We start from the raw sequence: 16,849 nt of genomic DNA on the forward strand, positions 1-16,849 counted from the left end.
AGCCTCGGCAATGTCGAGGCCTTGCCAAGTCAGCTTTGGCTTTATGTTAGCTGTGTAATTCTTACTACAAACACATGAAAGACAAAAGTCAGACATGCGGATGTCCTGAAGGATATGTGGAAGTTTTTTGCCGGTTCATAACCGTGAAAGGCAAAAAGATTTATCCAAAATCTAAAAAGTTCTTCAGGTTTTGCGCATTACCCAAGAAATAGGCCAAAGTCCTAGGCAATTCTCCATCTAGGATAGAGGATTGCCAAACTAGAAACAATTAGTTGATTGAAGTTTCGCACACTTAAATCAGCTAATCAGAAAGTAGGTGTTGGAATTACTTCCACTCTTTCTGGACGCGTTACTAGCTCTTCCTTTGCGAATATACGCGTTTGTTTTAAAAAGAGAAATTCCTAGTACTGGCTAGGCGCAGGAACCTTTAACTTTTTAAAGCTATGGCTAAGACCCAAGGTGGCAAAAAGATTGTTTCAGTTCCTTCTTACACAAGAAGACAAAACGGTAAAACAATCAAAGTAGGACAACACAAACGTTCAACTCCTAACTAAAGTGATAAAAGCCCCAGACTATGTTTGGGGCTTTTTATTTATCTAAAACTTTTACGTTTTCAGCCCCATTTCTGAAAATGAAGCCAAAAACTATTTAGACCATAAAACCTCGTGCTCCCAATTTTCATGGAACCCCATTCTGCTCAACGGTACCAATGGGTAAGAAACAGTTAATGCTTTGATTCTTGCAGCACAAGTATTTTCAGGGGCAATGGTCTGCAAGAGATAAAGCAAACAGCTAAGAAAGGCGTAGAGTTTGTGTGAAAGAATATCATCGTTAGCCAGCCAAGGCTTCAAGGGCTTGTTAGGTAGAGTAGGCTTAATTGTTAGAGTTCTATTCCACAGTCTACTATGATGCGCGCAGTTGTTTCGCACATACGTAATGCTTTGCATCCAGCTTTCTAATATATAGGGGCTCAAACCAAAATAAGCAGCAACGGCCTTCTTCTCTAGTGACATTTTCAAATTCCTAAAAATTTTAGAGAGTAGTCCCATGGTAGTCACTTCCAAAGACATCCAAGCCGGTGGACTTTGTGTTTGACTGTACTTATTACGGTAATGGTCAATGAAGACTTCATGGGAACGGTTCACTTCCTCCGCAAGCTTCTGTAAGTTCTGAGTTTGATGACTTGTATTGGTAAAAAGTGCAAGGTCTTCAAACCACCATGCGCCATGTACAATAGAAAGCTGGTAAATAATCTGTGTCCGTAGAGCCACTTCTATTTTCTCAATGGCATCAAAGATGATTAGACGTAATTCACGGTCAAATACATATAAATCAAATACTTGGTCAAAGGTAGTACCCGGTAGAAATGTGTGATTGTTGTCCCCCTTCACCTGGAAAGGCAACATATAGGCACTTAACCGATAGTAGCTAACTGTAGAGAGACAATGATCTGCCTTGATACTGTCTGTAATCTTCAAGCCACGAGATTGCAACTTCTGAATCTGGTCAGCAATATGCAGTGGTGGTTTATTATAAGGAATAGACATAGGAAAGGGCAAAAAAAAACCTGCCCGGGTGCGCTTAAGTCAGAGGCGTGGCAGGTATTATTGATTCAAAAGAATAACTTTCTTTCCTTAAATACAAATTTAAGGTAGAAAATGTTTCATGTAATGCTTTCTTAAAAGTTTAATTCTGCAAATACCCTAAGTAGGCAAAGGCACCTTACATCTAGCCCCGTTTTCGGCCCCATTTCCAGAAACGAGCCCGAAAACGCCCGGCAACCTCAAAATTCCTTCCCCAGCCACACACGAAAACCGGCCTTTCTCCGTAGTAACCGCAGACCACGCCACCAACGTACCATGAACAAATTCCAGTCGGCGGTGCTTCTGCTGGGGAGCGCCCTTGTGTTTTCCTGCCAGCCTAAGTCAGAGAGCCCTACCACTACGGCAGAACCACCAACCGCCACTTCGGCAGGGCTTACGTTTCAACCCAGGAGCGTGATGAAGCAGCAGGCCAATTGCCAGGGAGATTCATGCGCTACGGTGGCCTTGCAGTATCTGGTGGCGCAGGGCGAACCGGCGGTGCTCAGAGATTCCATCAACCGGTACGTGCAAGACTATTTGCTCAGGCTGCAGCTCACCAACAACCCAGACGCCAACCTGCAGCCTAACCCTAACGCCGCCGAATTAGTGGCAGCGGTTTTTCTAACCGAACAAGCCAAATTTCTGCGGGAGAACCCAGACGCCGGCGCCAGGGCGGGCTGGTACCTGAACGTAAACTCGCAGGTGCTTCACCAAACATCGGCATTGGTTTCCCTGGAGATCAAGAGCGAAGGCTACAGCGGCGGCGCGCACGGCTATGCCATGACCACGCTGCAAACGTTTTCTCCTGATGGGCACGCGCTGAAAGTCATCGAAATGGTGACAGATACGCTGGCCCTGAAGGAACTGGTGGAGCAGGAATTCAGGAAGGAACGCCAACTGGAGGCCACCTCTTTGGAGGCGCAGGGCTTTTACACGCAGGCGGGTAGGTTGCCGTTCCCGGAGAACGCGGCGCTCACCAAAGAAGGCTTGCTGCTGTATTACAACGCTTATGAAGTGAATGCCTACGCCTTCGGGGCCACCAAGCTGCTGCTGCCGTATGACCGTTTGCAAGCTTTGCTTAAACCAGAATTCCAGCTAACTCTTTAAAATCAACACTGCCTGGAAAAGCCGTTTTGGGGCTCATTTCTAAAAATGAGCCCTAAAATGGCTTCCTGGTTAGTATGCATGCCTGTTTCTTAGAACAGATACGTGTACTCGGTGGTGAAGGCGGTGCCCGTGCTGGGCGAAGTGGTTTTCTTTACGGGCAGGTTTTGCGCGTTGTAGTCATAGGTGTAAGTAGCCGTGTGCACCGAGCCGCCCACGTTGGTGGTGGTCACTTTGCCGGGGTTATTTTTGTGCAGCGTGATGGTGGGCGTGAACAAAAAGTCTGTGAGGTGCGCCACGCTGACCTTGGTGTCATAGTTTTCATATGTTCTGGTCTGGGTCAATTGCCAGTCCTGGGTGGCATCGGGTTTCTGGTAGACTTTGATTTCGGTAACGTTGCCTTCTGGGTTGTAAGTATAGGTGTATTTGTTGGTTTCGCGCAGGGCGGGGTTGGCGGCGGGGCCGGGGTAAAAACTGATGCGGGTGGCCAGGCGCTTCTGGGCGTCATAGGCAAAGGTGTGGTAACTCTGGAGCTGGTCATTGATGAGTTCATCCAGGCGGTAGAGTTTGTTGTCTGCGGTGTAGAAATAGGCGTTCTCGGTGTCCAGGTCGGGCCCGTCGGTTTGCAGGTAGGCCAGGCGGCCCCAATTGTCAAAGATAGGCGTGCTGGTAGACTGCTGGTTTTCATTGAGCGCCAGGTAGCCCGTGCCTTTGATCTGAGTGAGCCAGCCCTGGTTGTTGTAGACAAATTCGCGGCTGTCGCCAGATGAGGTGGTGGCTTTCTGGAGCAAGATGGCGCCCGGTTTCTGGGGTTGGGGATCGGGGTCCTGGAGGCAACCGGTCAAGAGAACTACGGCCAAGAAGGCAGGCAACACACCCGTGAAAAGATGTTTCATGTGATAAAAGGAATAAGGTATCTCTTAACAGGATTCTAAAACGGGGGCAAAGGTTGCACGGGCATGTTTTTTCTCCATGTTTGGGCCGCACAGATTCGCGTTTTGGGGCTCATTTCCAGAACGGAGGCCAAAAACAGGAACGGTTGTTTTGTCTTTCAAGAATACCATGAAGCAGGTATTGCTTTCCTCCAAACGTTCCTGCAATTTTAGCCTGAACTCACCAACCTACACCCATGCCTAAACTCATAAACCTGCAGGGCCACGGCGCCACCGAGGACCACGAAATCACCGAAGGCGAGCTGATCCAGATGGCCCTGGACTACCGCAACCACCGGCACGCCCTCATTGCCAAACACGGCAACAACCCCAACGACGCCCGCACCTGTTACCTGGCCGCCGAGGTGTACGCCAAAATACTGGAGAAATGTGACGGCATCAGGACCTATTACGGCCTTCGGCAGGAGAAAGACGGCAAGTACTACCACACGCTCATGCTGGTGGGCACCAGAAACAAGCAAGACGCCCTCAATGATGATGACTACGTGGCGCTTGTCAAAAACCCGGGCAAAGACGAAGACCCCGATCTGCTCTATGACTGGGGCTCTCTCTGCCCACCAGACTGCGGCGACCATGACACCAATTCCTTCCTGCACAAAGTAGACAAGCTGTAGCCTCAATGTATGATATTTTAAAGACAGTCTACTATTGCCTGTTGTTTTCAGTGACGCTCTATGCCCTCATTACATTCAAAACCATCAGAAAGAACGGGGGGCAGCTGTTGGCGTTCGCGTTGATTTTAAGTGCTGGGGTAGAGATAGTGGCCTTGGCAGCCAGATGGTACAAGATCAAGTACCTGGTGGTGTATAACCTGTATAACCTGGCCATTGTGCCGCTTTATTTGTGGCTGTTGCTGGAAAGCCTGCCAGCCAAATACAGAAAACTCACGGTGTATGTGATAGGCCTGTTCCTGCTGGCGGGTTTGGCTAATTTTGCGGTGCTGCAGGGCATGCGGCAGTTCAACAACTACACCATTCTGCTGGGGGCCACGCTCATTATTCTGTTCTGCATGCTGTATTTCAAGAGCCGCTTTGAGACGCCCCAGGAAGACCTGTTAAAAAGCTGGCGGTTCTGGGCCAGCACCGGCCTAATCATGTATTTTACGGGCACCTTGCTTTACTTCGGGTTTCTGCATTACTTACACCGGTTGGGCCCAGACTGGCTGGTGCGGGTGGCCATTATCCTGCAGCTCATGAACATCATGCTTTACACTATCTTCGGAATTGCGCTGCTATGCTTGAGACGCCCTCAGAAGTTGTCACCGTCTTACTAGCGGGCACCGCCATTCTGCTGCTGCTGGTCTTTTTCATTGTGTCTTTCCTGTTCATTTACCAGAAACGGCAGCTGCTGCACATCAAAGAGAAACAGCAGCTCAAGCTGGACTATGAACGGGCCATCAATGAGTCACAGCTGGAGATACAGGAAGAAACCCTGCGCTACGTGGGCCGTGAGCTGCATGACAACATTGGCCAGATTCTCTCCCTGGTAAAACTGCACTTGCATGATTCGCAGAACCCAGACCAGGTGGGCCACGCCAAAGACCTGCTCTCCGGGGCCATTGCCGACGTGCGCGGGCTCTCCAAAACGCTCAACACAGACTGGGCCGAAGACATCTCCCTGCCCGAGCTGCTTTCACGGGAACTGGACAAGCTGGAGAAAAGCAACGTGCTCAAAACCGAGTTCCTCTATGACGGCTTTGACTGCCCGCTGCACAGCAAAAACAAGCTCATTGTGTTTCGGGTGTTTCAGGAAAGTCTCAACAACTGCATCAAGCACGCGCAGGCCACCTGGGTCACCGTGAATTTCCATTTGGCAGAAGGGGAAGAATCCTGTATCTTGGAGATCACAGACAACGGCGTGGGCTTTGAGCCGGCGCAGGCGTCTGCGGGCTCTGGCCTCACCAACATGCGCAAACGCATGGAGGTCATACAGGGCCAGGTAGAGATTGTTTCCCGGCTCCAGCGCGGCACCCGTGTAGAAGTTCGATTCCCGTGTCAGCAGACCACCACTGCCCCACCGTTACATGAGCAAAATTGAGATTGTCATAGCCGATGACCACAAACTGTTTGCCCAAGGCCTGGCCAACATCCTGAACAAGGACCCTGACCTGGAAGTGAAAGCTATTTTCAATGATGGCCGGTCCATGATTGACTACCTGCAGAACCAGAAAGCCCAGGTGGCGCTCATAGACCTCAACATGCCCCTGTTCAACGGCGAAAGCACGCTGGCCAGAATGAATGAGGTGGGCCTTGCCTGCAAGAAAATAGTGATCACCATGTACGCCGATGAAGGCCTGCTCAAGAGCTGCATCTCCCTGGGCATTGACGCCTACCTGCTCAAAGACCAGGAGCCCGACACCGTGATCCAGACCATTAAAGAAGTGGTGGGCGGCACCTACCAGTTCAAACACTACCTGCCCACCACGGCAGACACCCAGAAAGAAGCGTTTAAAGATGATTTCGTGAATGCCTACAAGCTGTCTAAGCGTGAGGTGGAGGTGTTGCAACTGGTGATCAAGGGCCTTACCAGCGGCGAGATCGCAGACAAGCTGTTTCTGTCTGTGTTCACGGTAGAGACGCACCGCCGCAACATTCACCAGAAACTCAAGGTCAAGAACACCGCCGAATTGGTGAAACTGGCCATGCAGCAGAAACTAGTGGAGCAGCTTCCGTTGTCCTCAAGCTAAGGCAAGTTCTTTTCGTTTTTTCTCAGCCCGGTCGTTCAGACTTCCCGTTCAACAGTTTTCACGGCAACCGTTTAGACACAGTTCTGACAGTGCTTAGTTCAACCCAGGCGCATTTCTGTTTTTAGGCTCATTTCTGGAAATGAGCCCGAAAACGCCTTTCCCCCCTTTCCTGCCTTACGAGTAGTTGGTAAAAGTTAGTCTTGCATAAGCCACTGGCGGGCTTCTTCCTCATCTGTGAAATCGCGCAGGCTCAAGTCTGGCAGGGTGCCGGCCCGCTGCACCAGTTGTTCAAGGGCAGCTACCTGTTCTTCGTCTTCAGAGACCAGGGTGGCCATGCGGCGCAAGGAACTGTTTATGATGTGGGGTACAATGTTGTCGGCCATCCATTGCTGGTCATCTGGGGTGAAGGCCTTCATCTTGCGGTTGTCGGCTAGCCAGCGGGTGAGTTTGTAGTGGTCTGTCACGTGCGTGCAGAGCAGCAGCGCCTCGCGCAGTTCCTGGCCATTGACGTGCCCGGTCCAGACTGCCATGCCCAAACGCTCATCGGCATCAAAACAAATGGTAATGCACGGGCTTTCAAAATAGACCTGCGGGAGCGTTAAGGGCATAAAAGTATGTTCTTGTAAAATTTTGGGGTAAATGCGGCGCTGCTTAGAGAACCTGAGGAGCCGAGTCCACCGCGTGTGCCGCCGACAGCCAGGCCAGGGCCAGGGCTTCGTCCTCAAAATCACAGAGCATTAAATTACCCAGGTCGCCTGCCCGTGAGATCATCTGCTCCACCGCCATTTTGTTGAACACATCTTCAGAGACCAGCGTGGCCATGCGTTTGAGGTGCCGGAAGATAATAGGCCAGATGTGCTCCATGAACCAAACCTGGTCGGCCTGCTTGATGGCTTTCATCTTGCGGTTGTCGGCTAGCCAGAACTGTATGTGGTGCTCCTGCAGAAGCTTGGCACAGACAAGGGTAGCCTCCCTGAACTCATCTGTGGAAAGAAAACCATTCCAGACGGCGTAGGCAGTGCCGGTCTCTTTGTTAAAAGACAGGTCAAGTACATGGTTCTGGAAATATGTCTGTTTCAAAGCGCTGATTACTAAGGTGTATGGCAAACGCCGGAACGCCCTTTCACAAGGGCCGTGGTTGGCAGAACTGTCTTCCGCAGAACCGTGGAACCCCTGTAGGGTTTGCTAAATTATGAACTGGCGAGCAGTTTAAGAAATTTTGGTGGTGGTATAAAATGTCTGATGGATAGTTCTGCCTGAATTTCCGCTGCCAAAAGTCACTCTTCTAAAGGCTCCTGACAGCGCAGGACAGATGATGCTATTTGTTCAAATATTGAAAACCAGACACCTGAAATCCTCCTTCAATTTATACCACAGTTGAAGGTTTTAGCCTTGTTGTTGCTCCTGGGCCCGGGGCAAGGCCGCTTCTGACAGCCACTGCAGCGCGTCTAGCCGGGTTTGGAACTCCCTGGTGACCAGATCTCCCAGGCCGGCGGCGCGTTTGTACATCTGTTCTACGGCTGCCCTGTTGAAAAAATCCTCAGACACCACCACCGCGTTCCGGAGCAGGGAACTGGCATGCAGCTTGGGCATGATTTCCGTCACAAACCATTCCTGGTCTGCCTGGCGCATGGCCTTCATCTTTCTGTTGTCGCCCAGCCACCGCAGGGGTTTGTGCTCTTCCATGAGTTGCAGGCAGGCGGTAATGGCTTCCCTGAATTCCTGGCCATTGAGAAAACCGTTCCATTCTGCAATGCCCAGCTGCTGCTGCTCATCATAGGTAATGGTTACCCCGTGGTTCTGAAAGTAGGTTATAGTCATGGCACTGTGGTTGGCAGCGGGTAAAGATTGATCTTCTGCGTATACGTGTAAATACGTAGGAGAACTACCAATTTTTTCCAAAAAACCATAGATTTTTTAGCCTGAAGAAAGTATTGGCCCAAAATTATTCCAGAGGCGGATTCTGGAAAGACGCCAGACGCAAAACAATGGCTGCGTTCAACGGTTTTGCATGGGGGCAGGTGTGGTTCCGTTTTCGGGCTCATTTCCAGAAATGAGGGCAAAAACGCCTGTAAAACCCTTGAAAGGCGTATTACCCGCCTCTTCAGATTTTCAACCTTAAAATTCTTTGCGTACCTTTCTTGCCATCATGGACCTTCAGGAAAAAGCAACTACCCTTACTTATGGCCAAGCCTCTGTTACGCTTAGCTACAACCTTAACCAAAACTGGATTTACGCCGATTGGATAGGGGTGCACTCGCTGGTGAGCATACAAAAAGGCATGGGCGTGCTGCTGGAGTGGTTTCAGGAGACGGGCGCCCCCAAGTACCTCAGTGACAACTCCAACCTGGTGGGTGGCTGGGACACTGCCAATGACTGGCTGGCCGAAGAATGGACTCCCAGAGCCGTTGATGCGGGCATGCGCTACGTGGCCCACGTGCTGGCCCCCGGTTTTTACGGCAAGCTCTCCATGGAAGCCCTGCAACCCCGCCTGGTAGACAAAGTGACCATTAGGCTCTTTGAATTCAAGGCAGACGCCGAGGAGTGGTTGGCCAGTCTGTAATCCTCAATTTCCTTCTTATTTCATGTTTAGTTCGCTTTTACTAGGCCAGGCTCCTGCGGGCGCGTGGGTTTCTGTTTTTGCCTTCATTTCCAGAATTGAGGCCTAAAACGGAAATCCTGACAAAATGCCATTTTGGGTGGTAGGGTTGTTTGTCAATCTGTCTGGGTAACGTGGTTTAAAAGCGTGCTCTCTGCCTTGGCACCCGCTTTGCTTTGTGGTACGCAGGTGAACAACCAGAAAGAGAAGATACCCCATGAAACTGATAAAAGATAAAAAGTTCTTACATAACATAGCGCAGTTCATAGACATCACCAATACGTTGGGTGGTGGTATTGCGCAACCCCAGGTAAAGGTAGACAAGCGCGAAAAAGGAGCGGTGCTGCAAGTCTTGCTGCCAGGCGTGCACGCCGAACAGTTCCAGGTTACCTTAGATAAAAACCAACTCACGGTGGCGGCTTTTGTGCAAAGCGAGCCAAACCCGGCCACGCACATCCCGTTGTTCCATCACAACTTTTTGTTGCCGCCGCACATAGATTATCAGCGGCTGCGGGTGGAGCATGCAGGGGCCGAGTTGCGGGTGATTATGCCGTATTTGCCCAAAGGCCCACGCGTGTTGCCCATAGAACAGCTGTAATTGATTCTTCTCCCTGCCAGGTGTCAAAACCTGGCGGGGAAATAAGTCTCCTGGCCCGCGCGGCCCCCGTGTTCATTGGCGTTGCAGTTTTTCAATTCAATTCTCTTAGAGCTTGTTTACATTTTGATTTTGTAGGCGAAAAAAGGTAGCAAAAGGTTCTGGCGAAGCGTTTTTTGAGCAGCATAGCAGCGCTATGGTGCGAGAAAAAGGCAAAGTCAGGTTCTTGTGATGCCTTTTTGCAGCGCAAAAGACAAATTTAAACATGCTCTTAACCAAGAAAGGAGTTGTTATGGCTATCCAGAGAACAGGAAGCGGCTTTGAGGACTTCATGCCGCAATCCTTCAGCAGTATGTTGGACCGCTTTTTCCAGGATTCAGTGAATTCCAGGGAGCGCATGAACCGGTTCCAGCCTTTAGTAGACACCTGTGAAACCCAAGACGGGTACCAGATTGACGTGGCCTTGCCCGGTCTCAAGAAAGAAGACATTACCCTAGACGTTAGGCAAGGGCAACTGACCATCTCCGGTGAACGGCAGTTCAAGAAAGAAGAGAAGGACAAGAAGTACCACCTTATTGAGAGCCAGTACGGCACATTCTCGCGGTCTTTCCAACTCCCCGACACCATTGACCCGGAGCGCATAGAAGCGGTTTTTGAGGAAGGCATTTTGCATGTGACCGTCCCGAAAGACGAACGCAAGACCGCCACCCGCCGCATTGAGGTGCGGGACGGCAGCGCCCACACGGTGCAGCTGTCGCAAGACAACACCTTGCGCACCGCCTCTAAAAAGAACGGCACCCCTTCTTTGAACGGCGAAAAGAAAGAGCCGCAGACGCTCACTCAAAACGGCCAGTAACGGCTACTTCTTTATAAGGAAAGCAGGCTTGGGAATACCGGGCCTGCTTTTTTGCTTTTTACAGCGCCTACCTCATAAGTGGGCGGGCAACCTGTGATTTTTTCAGGCGTTTTATCAATAGTTTGGCCTTCCTGTACGTTTACATACCATGATCAAGAGAAAACTCACTTTACTCATAATGATAGCCTGGGGAATGGCGGTTAGCAGCGCCTGGGCCCAGGAAATTGGCACCAGCAGTGGCACGCCCTATTACGTGGAACTGCACAACGGCGAGCGCGTGTACGCCAGCAAGATACAGTACCGAAGCCCCGTCTTTAAGCAGAATTTCTTTCAGCTAGATGATTCCCTGAAATACGCCCCGGAGTCTGTAAAGTATTTTTACAACCAGGACGGCTTCTTCGCGCGGCTGAATGCCGGACGGCGCTACAGTGATTTCGCGCAGCGTGAACGGGCCGGTAAAGTCTCCACCTATTTTGTGCTGCGCACCGAGTATAACAGCATGGGTCCTGGGTTTGGCATGGGCATGGGCGGCGTGGGAGTAGGAATGGGCGGCGGCTACGGTTACCCCAGCCAGCGCCGGGTCTATTACTTCTCTAAAGATGATGGTCCGCTGGAGCCCATGAATTACCGCAACCTGCGTACCGCCCTGGCAGACAACCCCGGAAGCCTGGAAAGCCTGCAGCAATACAAACGCGGGCAGAACATACAGACGGCCGCCTACGTGCTGGGTGCCGGGCTTATCTTTGCCGGGTTGCAGCAGCAGTTCAAGGGCAATGGCGGCGGCACTTCGCCGTTGCTGTTTGTGGGCCTGGGCGTGACCTTGCTGCCTACGTTGATCAACTTCGGGAAGAAGGACCGGCTCACCGAGGCCATTGAGGTCTACAACTTTACCCCGTCCAACTAAGAAAAAAGTATGCTGCTTAACAGCAGAAAGGGCCAGCGCATGCGCTGGCCCTTTCTGCTGTAAGAGAGTTTTAGTAGGCTTAAAGGCTGGCTCTGGAAGCATCTGCGGCGGCTTTGGCGGCTGTGGCTTTCTTGCCTTTCCTGGCTTTGAGATACGCGTTGAGCACATACCCGCCTTCGCCGTCAATCTGGACCAAAGACCAGTCACTGTTGAGCTTGCGCACTACTTTGATTTCGTCTTCCACGTTCAAGAGGCGCATTACTTCACCTTTAGCGTCTGGCTGACGGTACATTCCTACTTTGTTGGTGTTCACATGGGTGGCGGGCTCTTGCGCAAATACAAACATTACTTGCATTAACAGCATGGCAGAAAGAAGGATAATACGTTTCATAGCGGTAAAAATAAATTAGGTTAGAAATAAATAACGAACAATTGAAAGTGGCACTAAAAGACAAACACAACAGGTTTCACTAAAGAAAAGGGCGCGCGCATAAAGGGCAATAATTGCCTGGTAACTATTTAAGTGTATGTGGTAGTAGGAGTTTAATTAATAGATGCAGAAATTTTAAAAGAGTTGCTTGGCATAAGAAAAAAACTTCTAAAAATATTCTGCGCTTGGCATTGAATTTTTATTTAGGTTACTGAATACGTAATCAAAGAATCTTTCAAGTAGATTACAAGCCGCGTGCCAGGTTTTTAACTAACTGTAAACCAATAATTTGCCTCTGTAGTCATGTTGAGCTATAGTTCATTTGTGAACACTGTTGTTTTACTTCCGAACGCTTTTAAATTCCTGGTTCAATTCCATGCCATTTAACATAAAACCGGACTGAAAATTTTTATGTATTTGAATGAAATAAACTCATATAGCACGCCGTTAATTATTGTTTGCATCAATCCCTTATTCCTTGAAAATAGGAGTTATTGACGTGACAAATATAGCGGCCTAAATTGCCAAAACAGCAGGCGTTTGCTTGATTAACAATTATTTAACCTTGAGCACCTAATCTGTTAAATTCCTTAACATTTGGCGGGTCTTTGGGCGTGCCTTCTTCTGTGTATCTTTGCTGCTTCATTAGTTGTTGCCATGCACCCTTCCTTACAGATTCATGAAATCACGGACCTCCGGCAGATGCTGGCGCAGTTCCCGCTTATTCAATACCTGAACCCCAAGATGACGCCGGCCCGCTACCAGGAACTGCTGGAGCAAATGCTGCCGCACCGCTACCACATGGTGGGTGTTTTTGCCGCCGATGCCTGCGTGGGGTTGTCGGGGTTTTGGCTGGGCACCAAACTCTACAGCGGGCCTTACCTGGAGGTGGACAATTTTGTGGTGCATGAGGCGTACCGGTCCAAGGGTGTAGGCAAACTTTTGCTGGATTGGCTCACCGCCCACGCCCAAAACCAAGGCTGTGAAACCATGATGCTGGATGCGTACGTGGTTAACCACGCCGCCCATAAATTCTACCTGCGTGAAGGGTTTGTGATCAAAGGCTTCCATTTCCTGAAAAGCCTCTAGCTTGTTTTGTACTCAGGCAGCAGCTGCGGTAGGGCTATTTCTGTTTTTGGCTTCGTTTCTGAAAATGAGCCCGAAAACGGCATGCACGCACCCGGCTTCCGCCAGAAAAAAGTAACTTGACCGTATGAAACCTCTTTTGCTCCTGCATGGCGCGCTGGGTGCCCAGAACCAGTTTGACCCTTTGCTGCCGTTGTTGCCTGCCCAGTTGCCGGTGTACACGTTCAACTTACCCGGGCACGGTGGCACTGTTTTGCCGGAAGGTCCTTTTCAGATGAAGACGTTTGTAGCGAAGTTGTTGGCGTGGCTGGAAGAGAAAAACCTGCCCCCAGTGAATGTTTTTGGCTACAGCATGGGTGGGTACGTTGCCCTGGAGGCCGCCCGGCAGCAGCCAGACAAGTTTGCAGCCCTTTTCACGCTGGCCACCAAATTTGCATGGTACCCAGAAAGTGCCCGGCATGAAACCAGTCGCCTGAACCCCGAGGTCCTTCAGCAGAAAGTGCCCGCCTTTGCCCAGGCGCTCCAAGACCGGCATGCCCCGCAAGACTGGGCCGAGGTGATGCGGAAAACGGCGCAGATGATGCTGGACCTGGGCCAGAACCCGGTGCTTACCCATGAGGCGTTGCAGCAGATTTTGGTGCCGGTGCGCGTAGCCGTGGGCGACCGTGACCAGATGGTGACCCTGGAGGAAACTCTACACGCTTACCAGAATCTGCCCCAAGCCCAGTTGCAGGTTTTTCCAGACACAAAACACCCATTGGAGCAAGTACACTGGCCGCAGTTGGCCCAGGCGCTGCTCCATTTTTTCAATTATGCGTAATTCTATGCTTACTTTCCCCCGCTTTTTCTCCTTTTTTGGCTTGGCCTTACTGTTGTGGCTAACGTCTTGCTCCGCCAGTAAACCCGCTTTTGGCGAACGTGGCTACACCGAAACCGGTAAGGCTTCTTACTACTCAGACAAACTCAAAGGCAACAAAATGGCCAACGGCGACCGCTACCAACCCGGCAAGAAAACGGCGGCGCACAAGAAACTCCCCTTTGGCACGCGGGTGAAAGTGGTGAACCCCACCAACGGCAAATCTGTGAAAGTGAAAATCACCGACCGTGGCCCGTTTGTGAGCGGCCGCATCATTGACCTCTCCAAATATGCCGCCAAAAAACTGGACATGATGGGCGCAGGCGTCACCCCCGTAGAGATGAAAGTGCTCAAACCCGCACGTAAGAAATAGCCAAATCCCGTAATTCCCTCTAAAGTTCTCTCCGCAAGATTTCCCGTTTTCGGGCTCATTTTCAGAAATGAGGCTCAAAACGGAATGTCCAGCTTCGGCTTGAAAACAAAATCCCCGGCACAGCGCGTACCGGGGATTTCTGTTGTAGAGTTTACAGGAAGCAAGAATTACATTGGTCTCACTTTGCCCATGCCAGAGTGGTTGATTTTGGGTGATCCTTTGTAGTCCACGCTTACAATGCCGGCGGCGTCTACGTTTAGTTGCTTGGTCACATGCACTTCGGCGTGGCTGGCACCAGCGGCGTCCAGGGTGAAAACTTCGGTTTTGAGGTCCGCGGCTTTAAAGGTGGAAGCCCCGGCCAGGTCCAGGCGCACGGTTTGGGCTTGTCCGGTTAAGGTGATGTTGGTGCCACCGGCCACATCGGCTACAAGTTCTTTCACCTGCAGGGCCATCTGTACGTCTATGCCGCCGGCAAATTCAAACTTCAGGGTACCGCCGGTAAGCGTGTTGGTGCCTCTCAGTTTAATGCCGCCGGCCAGTCTCAGGCTGTTGAGGTCGCGCACGGTGACGTAGGCTTTGAGGCGCTTGGCGTTTCTGATGTTCTTGGAACTGATGCGCAGCACGCCGTTCTCCACCTCAGAGGTAATGCGGGGCAGCACGTTTTCATCGGCCTCCAGTTTCAGGCTTTCGGTGTTGCCTTGGGTGAGCACCACCTCAAAGCCGCCACTAATGCTCAGGACGGTAAAGGTGCCCACTTGCCTGGTTTGGGTAGAGATTTTTCCGTTGCCTTCTATTTTGTCATTCTGGGCGAAGCCTGTAAAAGCGCAGGTGCAGAGGAGCAAGGTGAACAGCAGGGCGAAGGTCTTTTTCATGGGTTGGTTTCTAGGTTCTTTCTTTCATAGATGCAGAAACCACCAGATGGTTGCTTGGCTTGGGTAAGAATTTTTCACGCCACCGCCGGCAAAACCCCACCTCGCGCCGCCTATCTAAAACGCCACGCTTACCACCAAGCCCAGCGTCAACGTGGTCAGGCCCACCAACGAGTACAACAACAGCACCAGGCCCATATTCCCGAAGGTGCGCAGATTGCTTCTCTTAAACACGCGTTTCAAGCCCAGGAACAGGTACAGCAGCCCTAGCAAGAAAAACCAGCCTTCCAGATCCAGCGGCAGGTGCAGAAACTGCAGCAGCAAGTACACGCTCATGACCATGAACAGAAAGCTGTGCAGGTGAATGCTGAACATGAGGTGCTCCATGTAAAACCGACGGGCTCTGAAGAACACCAGCTTGAGCACCAGCGCGAACAGCGGCATAAGCACAAACATCATGATTGACAGATATTTGAGCGCCTTTAAGACCAGTTCTTTTTTAGTTAACCGCTGAAAATCAGCGAATTTCTGTAAGACCCCGCGCGTAAACCAAGTGTGATTAGTAACCTCAAACGTTGTAAGGGCAGCGTTTAACTGAGCGGTGGAGGCATGCGGCGGAATGCTGTCCAGCGTTGAAAAATTAATTAGTTCTTCCTGTGAATCTGCCACCAAGAGACTGTCCATCTTGAGATCGTTCTGTTCCAGGTTCCTCCGGAGGGAATCTGTCGCTTGAGGTCCGGCCTTCACCATGAGGCTGTCTACCTGCATTGGAAACTTTCTTAATTGGCTTCCTAAGACTTGCTCTCCACCTTTAATCTGGCCAACGCGCACAGACAGCAGAAAGAAAAACAGGAAACTGATGAACACATACAGCCTGATGGGCGGCACGTAGCCCATGCGCCGGCCGCGGTGGAACTCATTGGTGAGTCTGCCCGGGTAAAAGAGCAGATACTTGACCGTGGTCCAGAACTTGGAGTCATAGTGTACCGTGCCTTCCAGCAGTTCCAGGGCCACGTGCTGGAACGGCACGTTCAGGTCATGGTTCTCCTGCCCGCACTTGGGGCAGAAATTATCTGGTTGGGTTTCTGTGAACGCGAATTCGCAATTGGTGCAGACAGGGTATTTCCGCCGATGCTTGGCCATGGCTTAATCTATGACAATATATATAGAACAAGCAATATACCTAATCACGCGCAAGGCGCAAGGAGCCCCCTTTCATTATGTCCGTTTTCAGGCTCATTTCCAGAAACGAGGCCAAAAACGCAGTAGCTTATCAGGAAGGCTGGGCGCCGTCTAGTCCGAAGGCTAAGGTTTGGTTTGTGCCGGTGTTGGAGAAAAGTCGCCAGAAATAGGTGGTTTCCTTTTGAATGCCTTGGCTGGGGGCAACGCGCAACACCAGATCAGCGCCCAATGAAATCAGAACCTCCCCAGCGGGCGAGGCGGTGACTTTTGATACTTTTACATGGGTTTCGCCCTGGCGCACCAGTTCCTGCAGTTTTCGGTCTCTGAGGTTGCTGCCGGGCACCAGCGGGTCAAAGTCTGGGTTGGCGAGGGCCTGGGCGTCACGGGCAATGGCGGCGTCTTGGTAGGCAATGGCCACTTTGCCGGCTTTCTCCAGTTGCCAGAAACAGGCTACCTCCAGGGTCCAGGCGCCTACATCCAGAATAAGGCCCTGCGCGTTGGTCACGTGCGCCCGCCCGAAGTGGAAAAACTGGACCTGGCCCAGGCGGGTGGCCTTGGTGAACGGCAAACCTGGTAAATTCTCTAATTCCTGAAAGGTGTTCTCGCGCATACAATCTCCTGTAAAACCAAGGGCAAAGGTACAGATTTACCCGTAGGCGCGTACGTGCGTTTTGGGGCTCATTTCTGAAAACGAAGCCAAAAACGCACTTTTAGACATGGGCTGAAAGCAAAAAGCCCTTCCGGTTGGGGTTCTGCTCTGTTGAGGAGAAAAC

The 16,849-nt window shown here is 51.0% G+C and carries 21 protein-coding genes; 12 read left to right on the plus strand and 9 right to left on the minus strand.

Going from position 1 to position 16,849, the window contains the following annotated elements; translation table 11 throughout:
- Positions 1 to 644 precede the first annotated feature (644 nt).
- Positions 645 to 1,547 carry an Abi family protein gene (locus IMY23_RS14040; RefSeq protein WP_192822693.1) on the minus strand — a complete coding sequence of 301 codons (903 nt, stop codon included), beginning with the start codon at positions 1,545 to 1,547 and terminating at the stop codon, positions 645 to 647.
- A 312-nt stretch (positions 1,548 to 1,859) separates the two neighbouring features.
- On the opposite strand from IMY23_RS14040, the gene IMY23_RS14045 reads away from it, so the two are divergent.
- On the plus strand, positions 1,860 to 2,690 hold the full coding sequence (locus IMY23_RS14045) for a DUF3298 and DUF4163 domain-containing protein (protein ID WP_192822694.1): 831 nt from the start codon (positions 1,860 to 1,862) through the stop codon (positions 2,688 to 2,690).
- Between the two features lie 89 nt (positions 2,691 to 2,779).
- On the opposite strand, the gene IMY23_RS14050 is transcribed toward IMY23_RS14045, so the two are convergent.
- Complete coding sequence (locus tag IMY23_RS14050) at positions 2,780 to 3,583, minus strand: hypothetical protein (protein ID WP_192822695.1); 804 nt, start codon at positions 3,581 to 3,583, stop codon at positions 2,780 to 2,782.
- A gap of 233 nt (positions 3,584 to 3,816) precedes the next feature.
- On the opposite strand from IMY23_RS14050, the gene IMY23_RS14055 reads away from it, so the two are divergent.
- Genes IMY23_RS14055 through IMY23_RS14070 form a run of 4 tightly spaced genes read left to right on the plus strand, consistent with a single transcriptional unit; the run spans position 3,817 to position 6,326 of the window.
- Positions 3,817 to 4,254, plus strand: coding sequence for a hypothetical protein (locus IMY23_RS14055; RefSeq protein WP_192822696.1), 438 nt, complete (start codon positions 3,817 to 3,819; stop codon positions 4,252 to 4,254).
- 5 nt (positions 4,255 to 4,259) lie between these two features.
- On the plus strand, positions 4,260 to 4,913 hold the full coding sequence (locus tag IMY23_RS14060) for a hypothetical protein (protein WP_192822697.1): 654 nt from the start codon (positions 4,260 to 4,262) through the stop codon (positions 4,911 to 4,913).
- Positions 4,874 to 5,677 (plus strand): sensor histidine kinase, encoded by an 804-nt coding sequence (locus IMY23_RS14065; protein WP_192822698.1) that lies wholly within the window; start codon positions 4,874 to 4,876, stop codon positions 5,675 to 5,677. Before IMY23_RS14060 ends, IMY23_RS14065 begins: the two co-directional genes overlap by 40 nt.
- Positions 5,664 to 6,326 (plus strand): LuxR C-terminal-related transcriptional regulator, encoded by a 663-nt coding sequence (locus IMY23_RS14070; RefSeq protein WP_192822699.1) that lies wholly within the window; start codon positions 5,664 to 5,666, stop codon positions 6,324 to 6,326. The genes IMY23_RS14065 and IMY23_RS14070 overlap by 14 nt, the downstream gene beginning before the upstream one ends.
- Positions 6,327 to 6,520: 194 nt before the next feature.
- Here the strand turns inward: IMY23_RS14070 and IMY23_RS14075 are convergent, their stop codons facing one another.
- The 3 genes from IMY23_RS14075 to IMY23_RS14085 form a co-directional block, all read right to left on the minus strand.
- On the minus strand, positions 6,521 to 6,934 hold the full coding sequence (locus IMY23_RS14075) for an STAS/SEC14 domain-containing protein (RefSeq protein WP_192822700.1): 414 nt from the start codon (positions 6,932 to 6,934) through the stop codon (positions 6,521 to 6,523).
- A gap of 43 nt (positions 6,935 to 6,977) precedes the next feature.
- Complete coding sequence (locus IMY23_RS14080) at positions 6,978 to 7,406, minus strand: hypothetical protein (protein ID WP_192822701.1); 429 nt, start codon at positions 7,404 to 7,406, stop codon at positions 6,978 to 6,980.
- 306 nt (positions 7,407 to 7,712) lie between these two features.
- The gene (locus tag IMY23_RS14085; RefSeq protein ID WP_192822702.1) at positions 7,713 to 8,147 is read right to left on the minus strand and encodes an STAS/SEC14 domain-containing protein; all 435 of its coding nucleotides are present in this window, start codon (positions 8,145 to 8,147) and stop codon (positions 7,713 to 7,715) included.
- A 307-nt stretch (positions 8,148 to 8,454) separates the two neighbouring features.
- Between IMY23_RS14085 and IMY23_RS14090 the strand changes: the two genes are divergently transcribed.
- The 4 genes from IMY23_RS14090 to IMY23_RS14105 all read left to right on the plus strand — a co-directional run bounded on the left by IMY23_RS14090 (position 8,455) and on the right by IMY23_RS14105 (position 11,280).
- Positions 8,455 to 8,889 (plus strand): hypothetical protein, encoded by a 435-nt coding sequence (locus IMY23_RS14090; RefSeq protein WP_192822703.1) that lies wholly within the window; start codon positions 8,455 to 8,457, stop codon positions 8,887 to 8,889.
- A gap of 253 nt (positions 8,890 to 9,142) precedes the next feature.
- Complete coding sequence (locus IMY23_RS14095; RefSeq protein ID WP_192822704.1) at positions 9,143 to 9,523, plus strand: Hsp20/alpha crystallin family protein; 381 nt, start codon at positions 9,143 to 9,145, stop codon at positions 9,521 to 9,523.
- 262 nt (positions 9,524 to 9,785) lie between these two features.
- Complete coding sequence (locus IMY23_RS14100) at positions 9,786 to 10,376, plus strand: Hsp20/alpha crystallin family protein (protein WP_225986510.1); 591 nt, start codon at positions 9,786 to 9,788, stop codon at positions 10,374 to 10,376.
- 148 nt (positions 10,377 to 10,524) lie between these two features.
- Positions 10,525 to 11,280 (plus strand): hypothetical protein, encoded by a 756-nt coding sequence (locus tag IMY23_RS14105; protein ID WP_192822705.1) that lies wholly within the window; start codon positions 10,525 to 10,527, stop codon positions 11,278 to 11,280.
- Between the two features lie 79 nt (positions 11,281 to 11,359).
- On the opposite strand, the gene IMY23_RS14110 is transcribed toward IMY23_RS14105, so the two are convergent.
- Positions 11,360 to 11,671, minus strand: coding sequence for an SH3 domain-containing protein (locus IMY23_RS14110; protein WP_192822706.1), 312 nt, complete (start codon positions 11,669 to 11,671; stop codon positions 11,360 to 11,362).
- A gap of 696 nt (positions 11,672 to 12,367) precedes the next feature.
- Here IMY23_RS14110 and IMY23_RS14115 point away from each other — a divergent pair.
- The 3 genes from IMY23_RS14115 to IMY23_RS14125 all read left to right on the plus strand — a co-directional run bounded on the left by IMY23_RS14115 (position 12,368) and on the right by IMY23_RS14125 (position 14,025).
- Positions 12,368 to 12,799, plus strand: coding sequence for a GNAT family N-acetyltransferase (locus tag IMY23_RS14115; RefSeq protein WP_192822707.1), 432 nt, complete (start codon positions 12,368 to 12,370; stop codon positions 12,797 to 12,799).
- A gap of 124 nt (positions 12,800 to 12,923) precedes the next feature.
- The gene (locus tag IMY23_RS14120; RefSeq protein ID WP_192822708.1) at positions 12,924 to 13,616 is read left to right on the plus strand and encodes an alpha/beta fold hydrolase; all 693 of its coding nucleotides are present in this window, start codon (positions 12,924 to 12,926) and stop codon (positions 13,614 to 13,616) included.
- A 4-nt stretch (positions 13,617 to 13,620) separates the two neighbouring features.
- Positions 13,621 to 14,025: a septal ring lytic transglycosylase RlpA family protein gene (locus IMY23_RS14125; RefSeq protein ID WP_192822709.1), complete on the plus strand. Its 405-nt coding sequence runs from the start codon at positions 13,621 to 13,623 to the stop codon at positions 14,023 to 14,025.
- Positions 14,026 to 14,192: 167 nt separating this feature from the next.
- On the opposite strand, the gene IMY23_RS14130 is transcribed toward IMY23_RS14125, so the two are convergent.
- From IMY23_RS14130 to IMY23_RS14140, 3 genes are all read right to left on the minus strand, one after another.
- Entirely contained in the window at positions 14,193 to 14,897 is a 705-nt protein-coding gene (locus tag IMY23_RS14130) for a head GIN domain-containing protein (RefSeq protein ID WP_192822710.1), read from the minus strand.
- A 114-nt stretch (positions 14,898 to 15,011) separates the two neighbouring features.
- Positions 15,012 to 16,037 carry a DUF3667 domain-containing protein gene (locus IMY23_RS14135; RefSeq protein ID WP_192822711.1) on the minus strand — a complete coding sequence of 342 codons (1,026 nt, stop codon included), beginning with the start codon at positions 16,035 to 16,037 and terminating at the stop codon, positions 15,012 to 15,014.
- A gap of 130 nt (positions 16,038 to 16,167) precedes the next feature.
- On the minus strand, positions 16,168 to 16,686 hold the full coding sequence (locus IMY23_RS14140) for a hypothetical protein (protein ID WP_192822712.1): 519 nt from the start codon (positions 16,684 to 16,686) through the stop codon (positions 16,168 to 16,170).
- Positions 16,687 to 16,849: the final 163 nt, after the last annotated feature.

Origin of the sequence: Rufibacter sp. LB8, from assembly GCF_014876185.1 — a bacterium.
Lineage (GTDB): Bacteria > Bacteroidota > Bacteroidia > Cytophagales > Hymenobacteraceae > Nibribacter.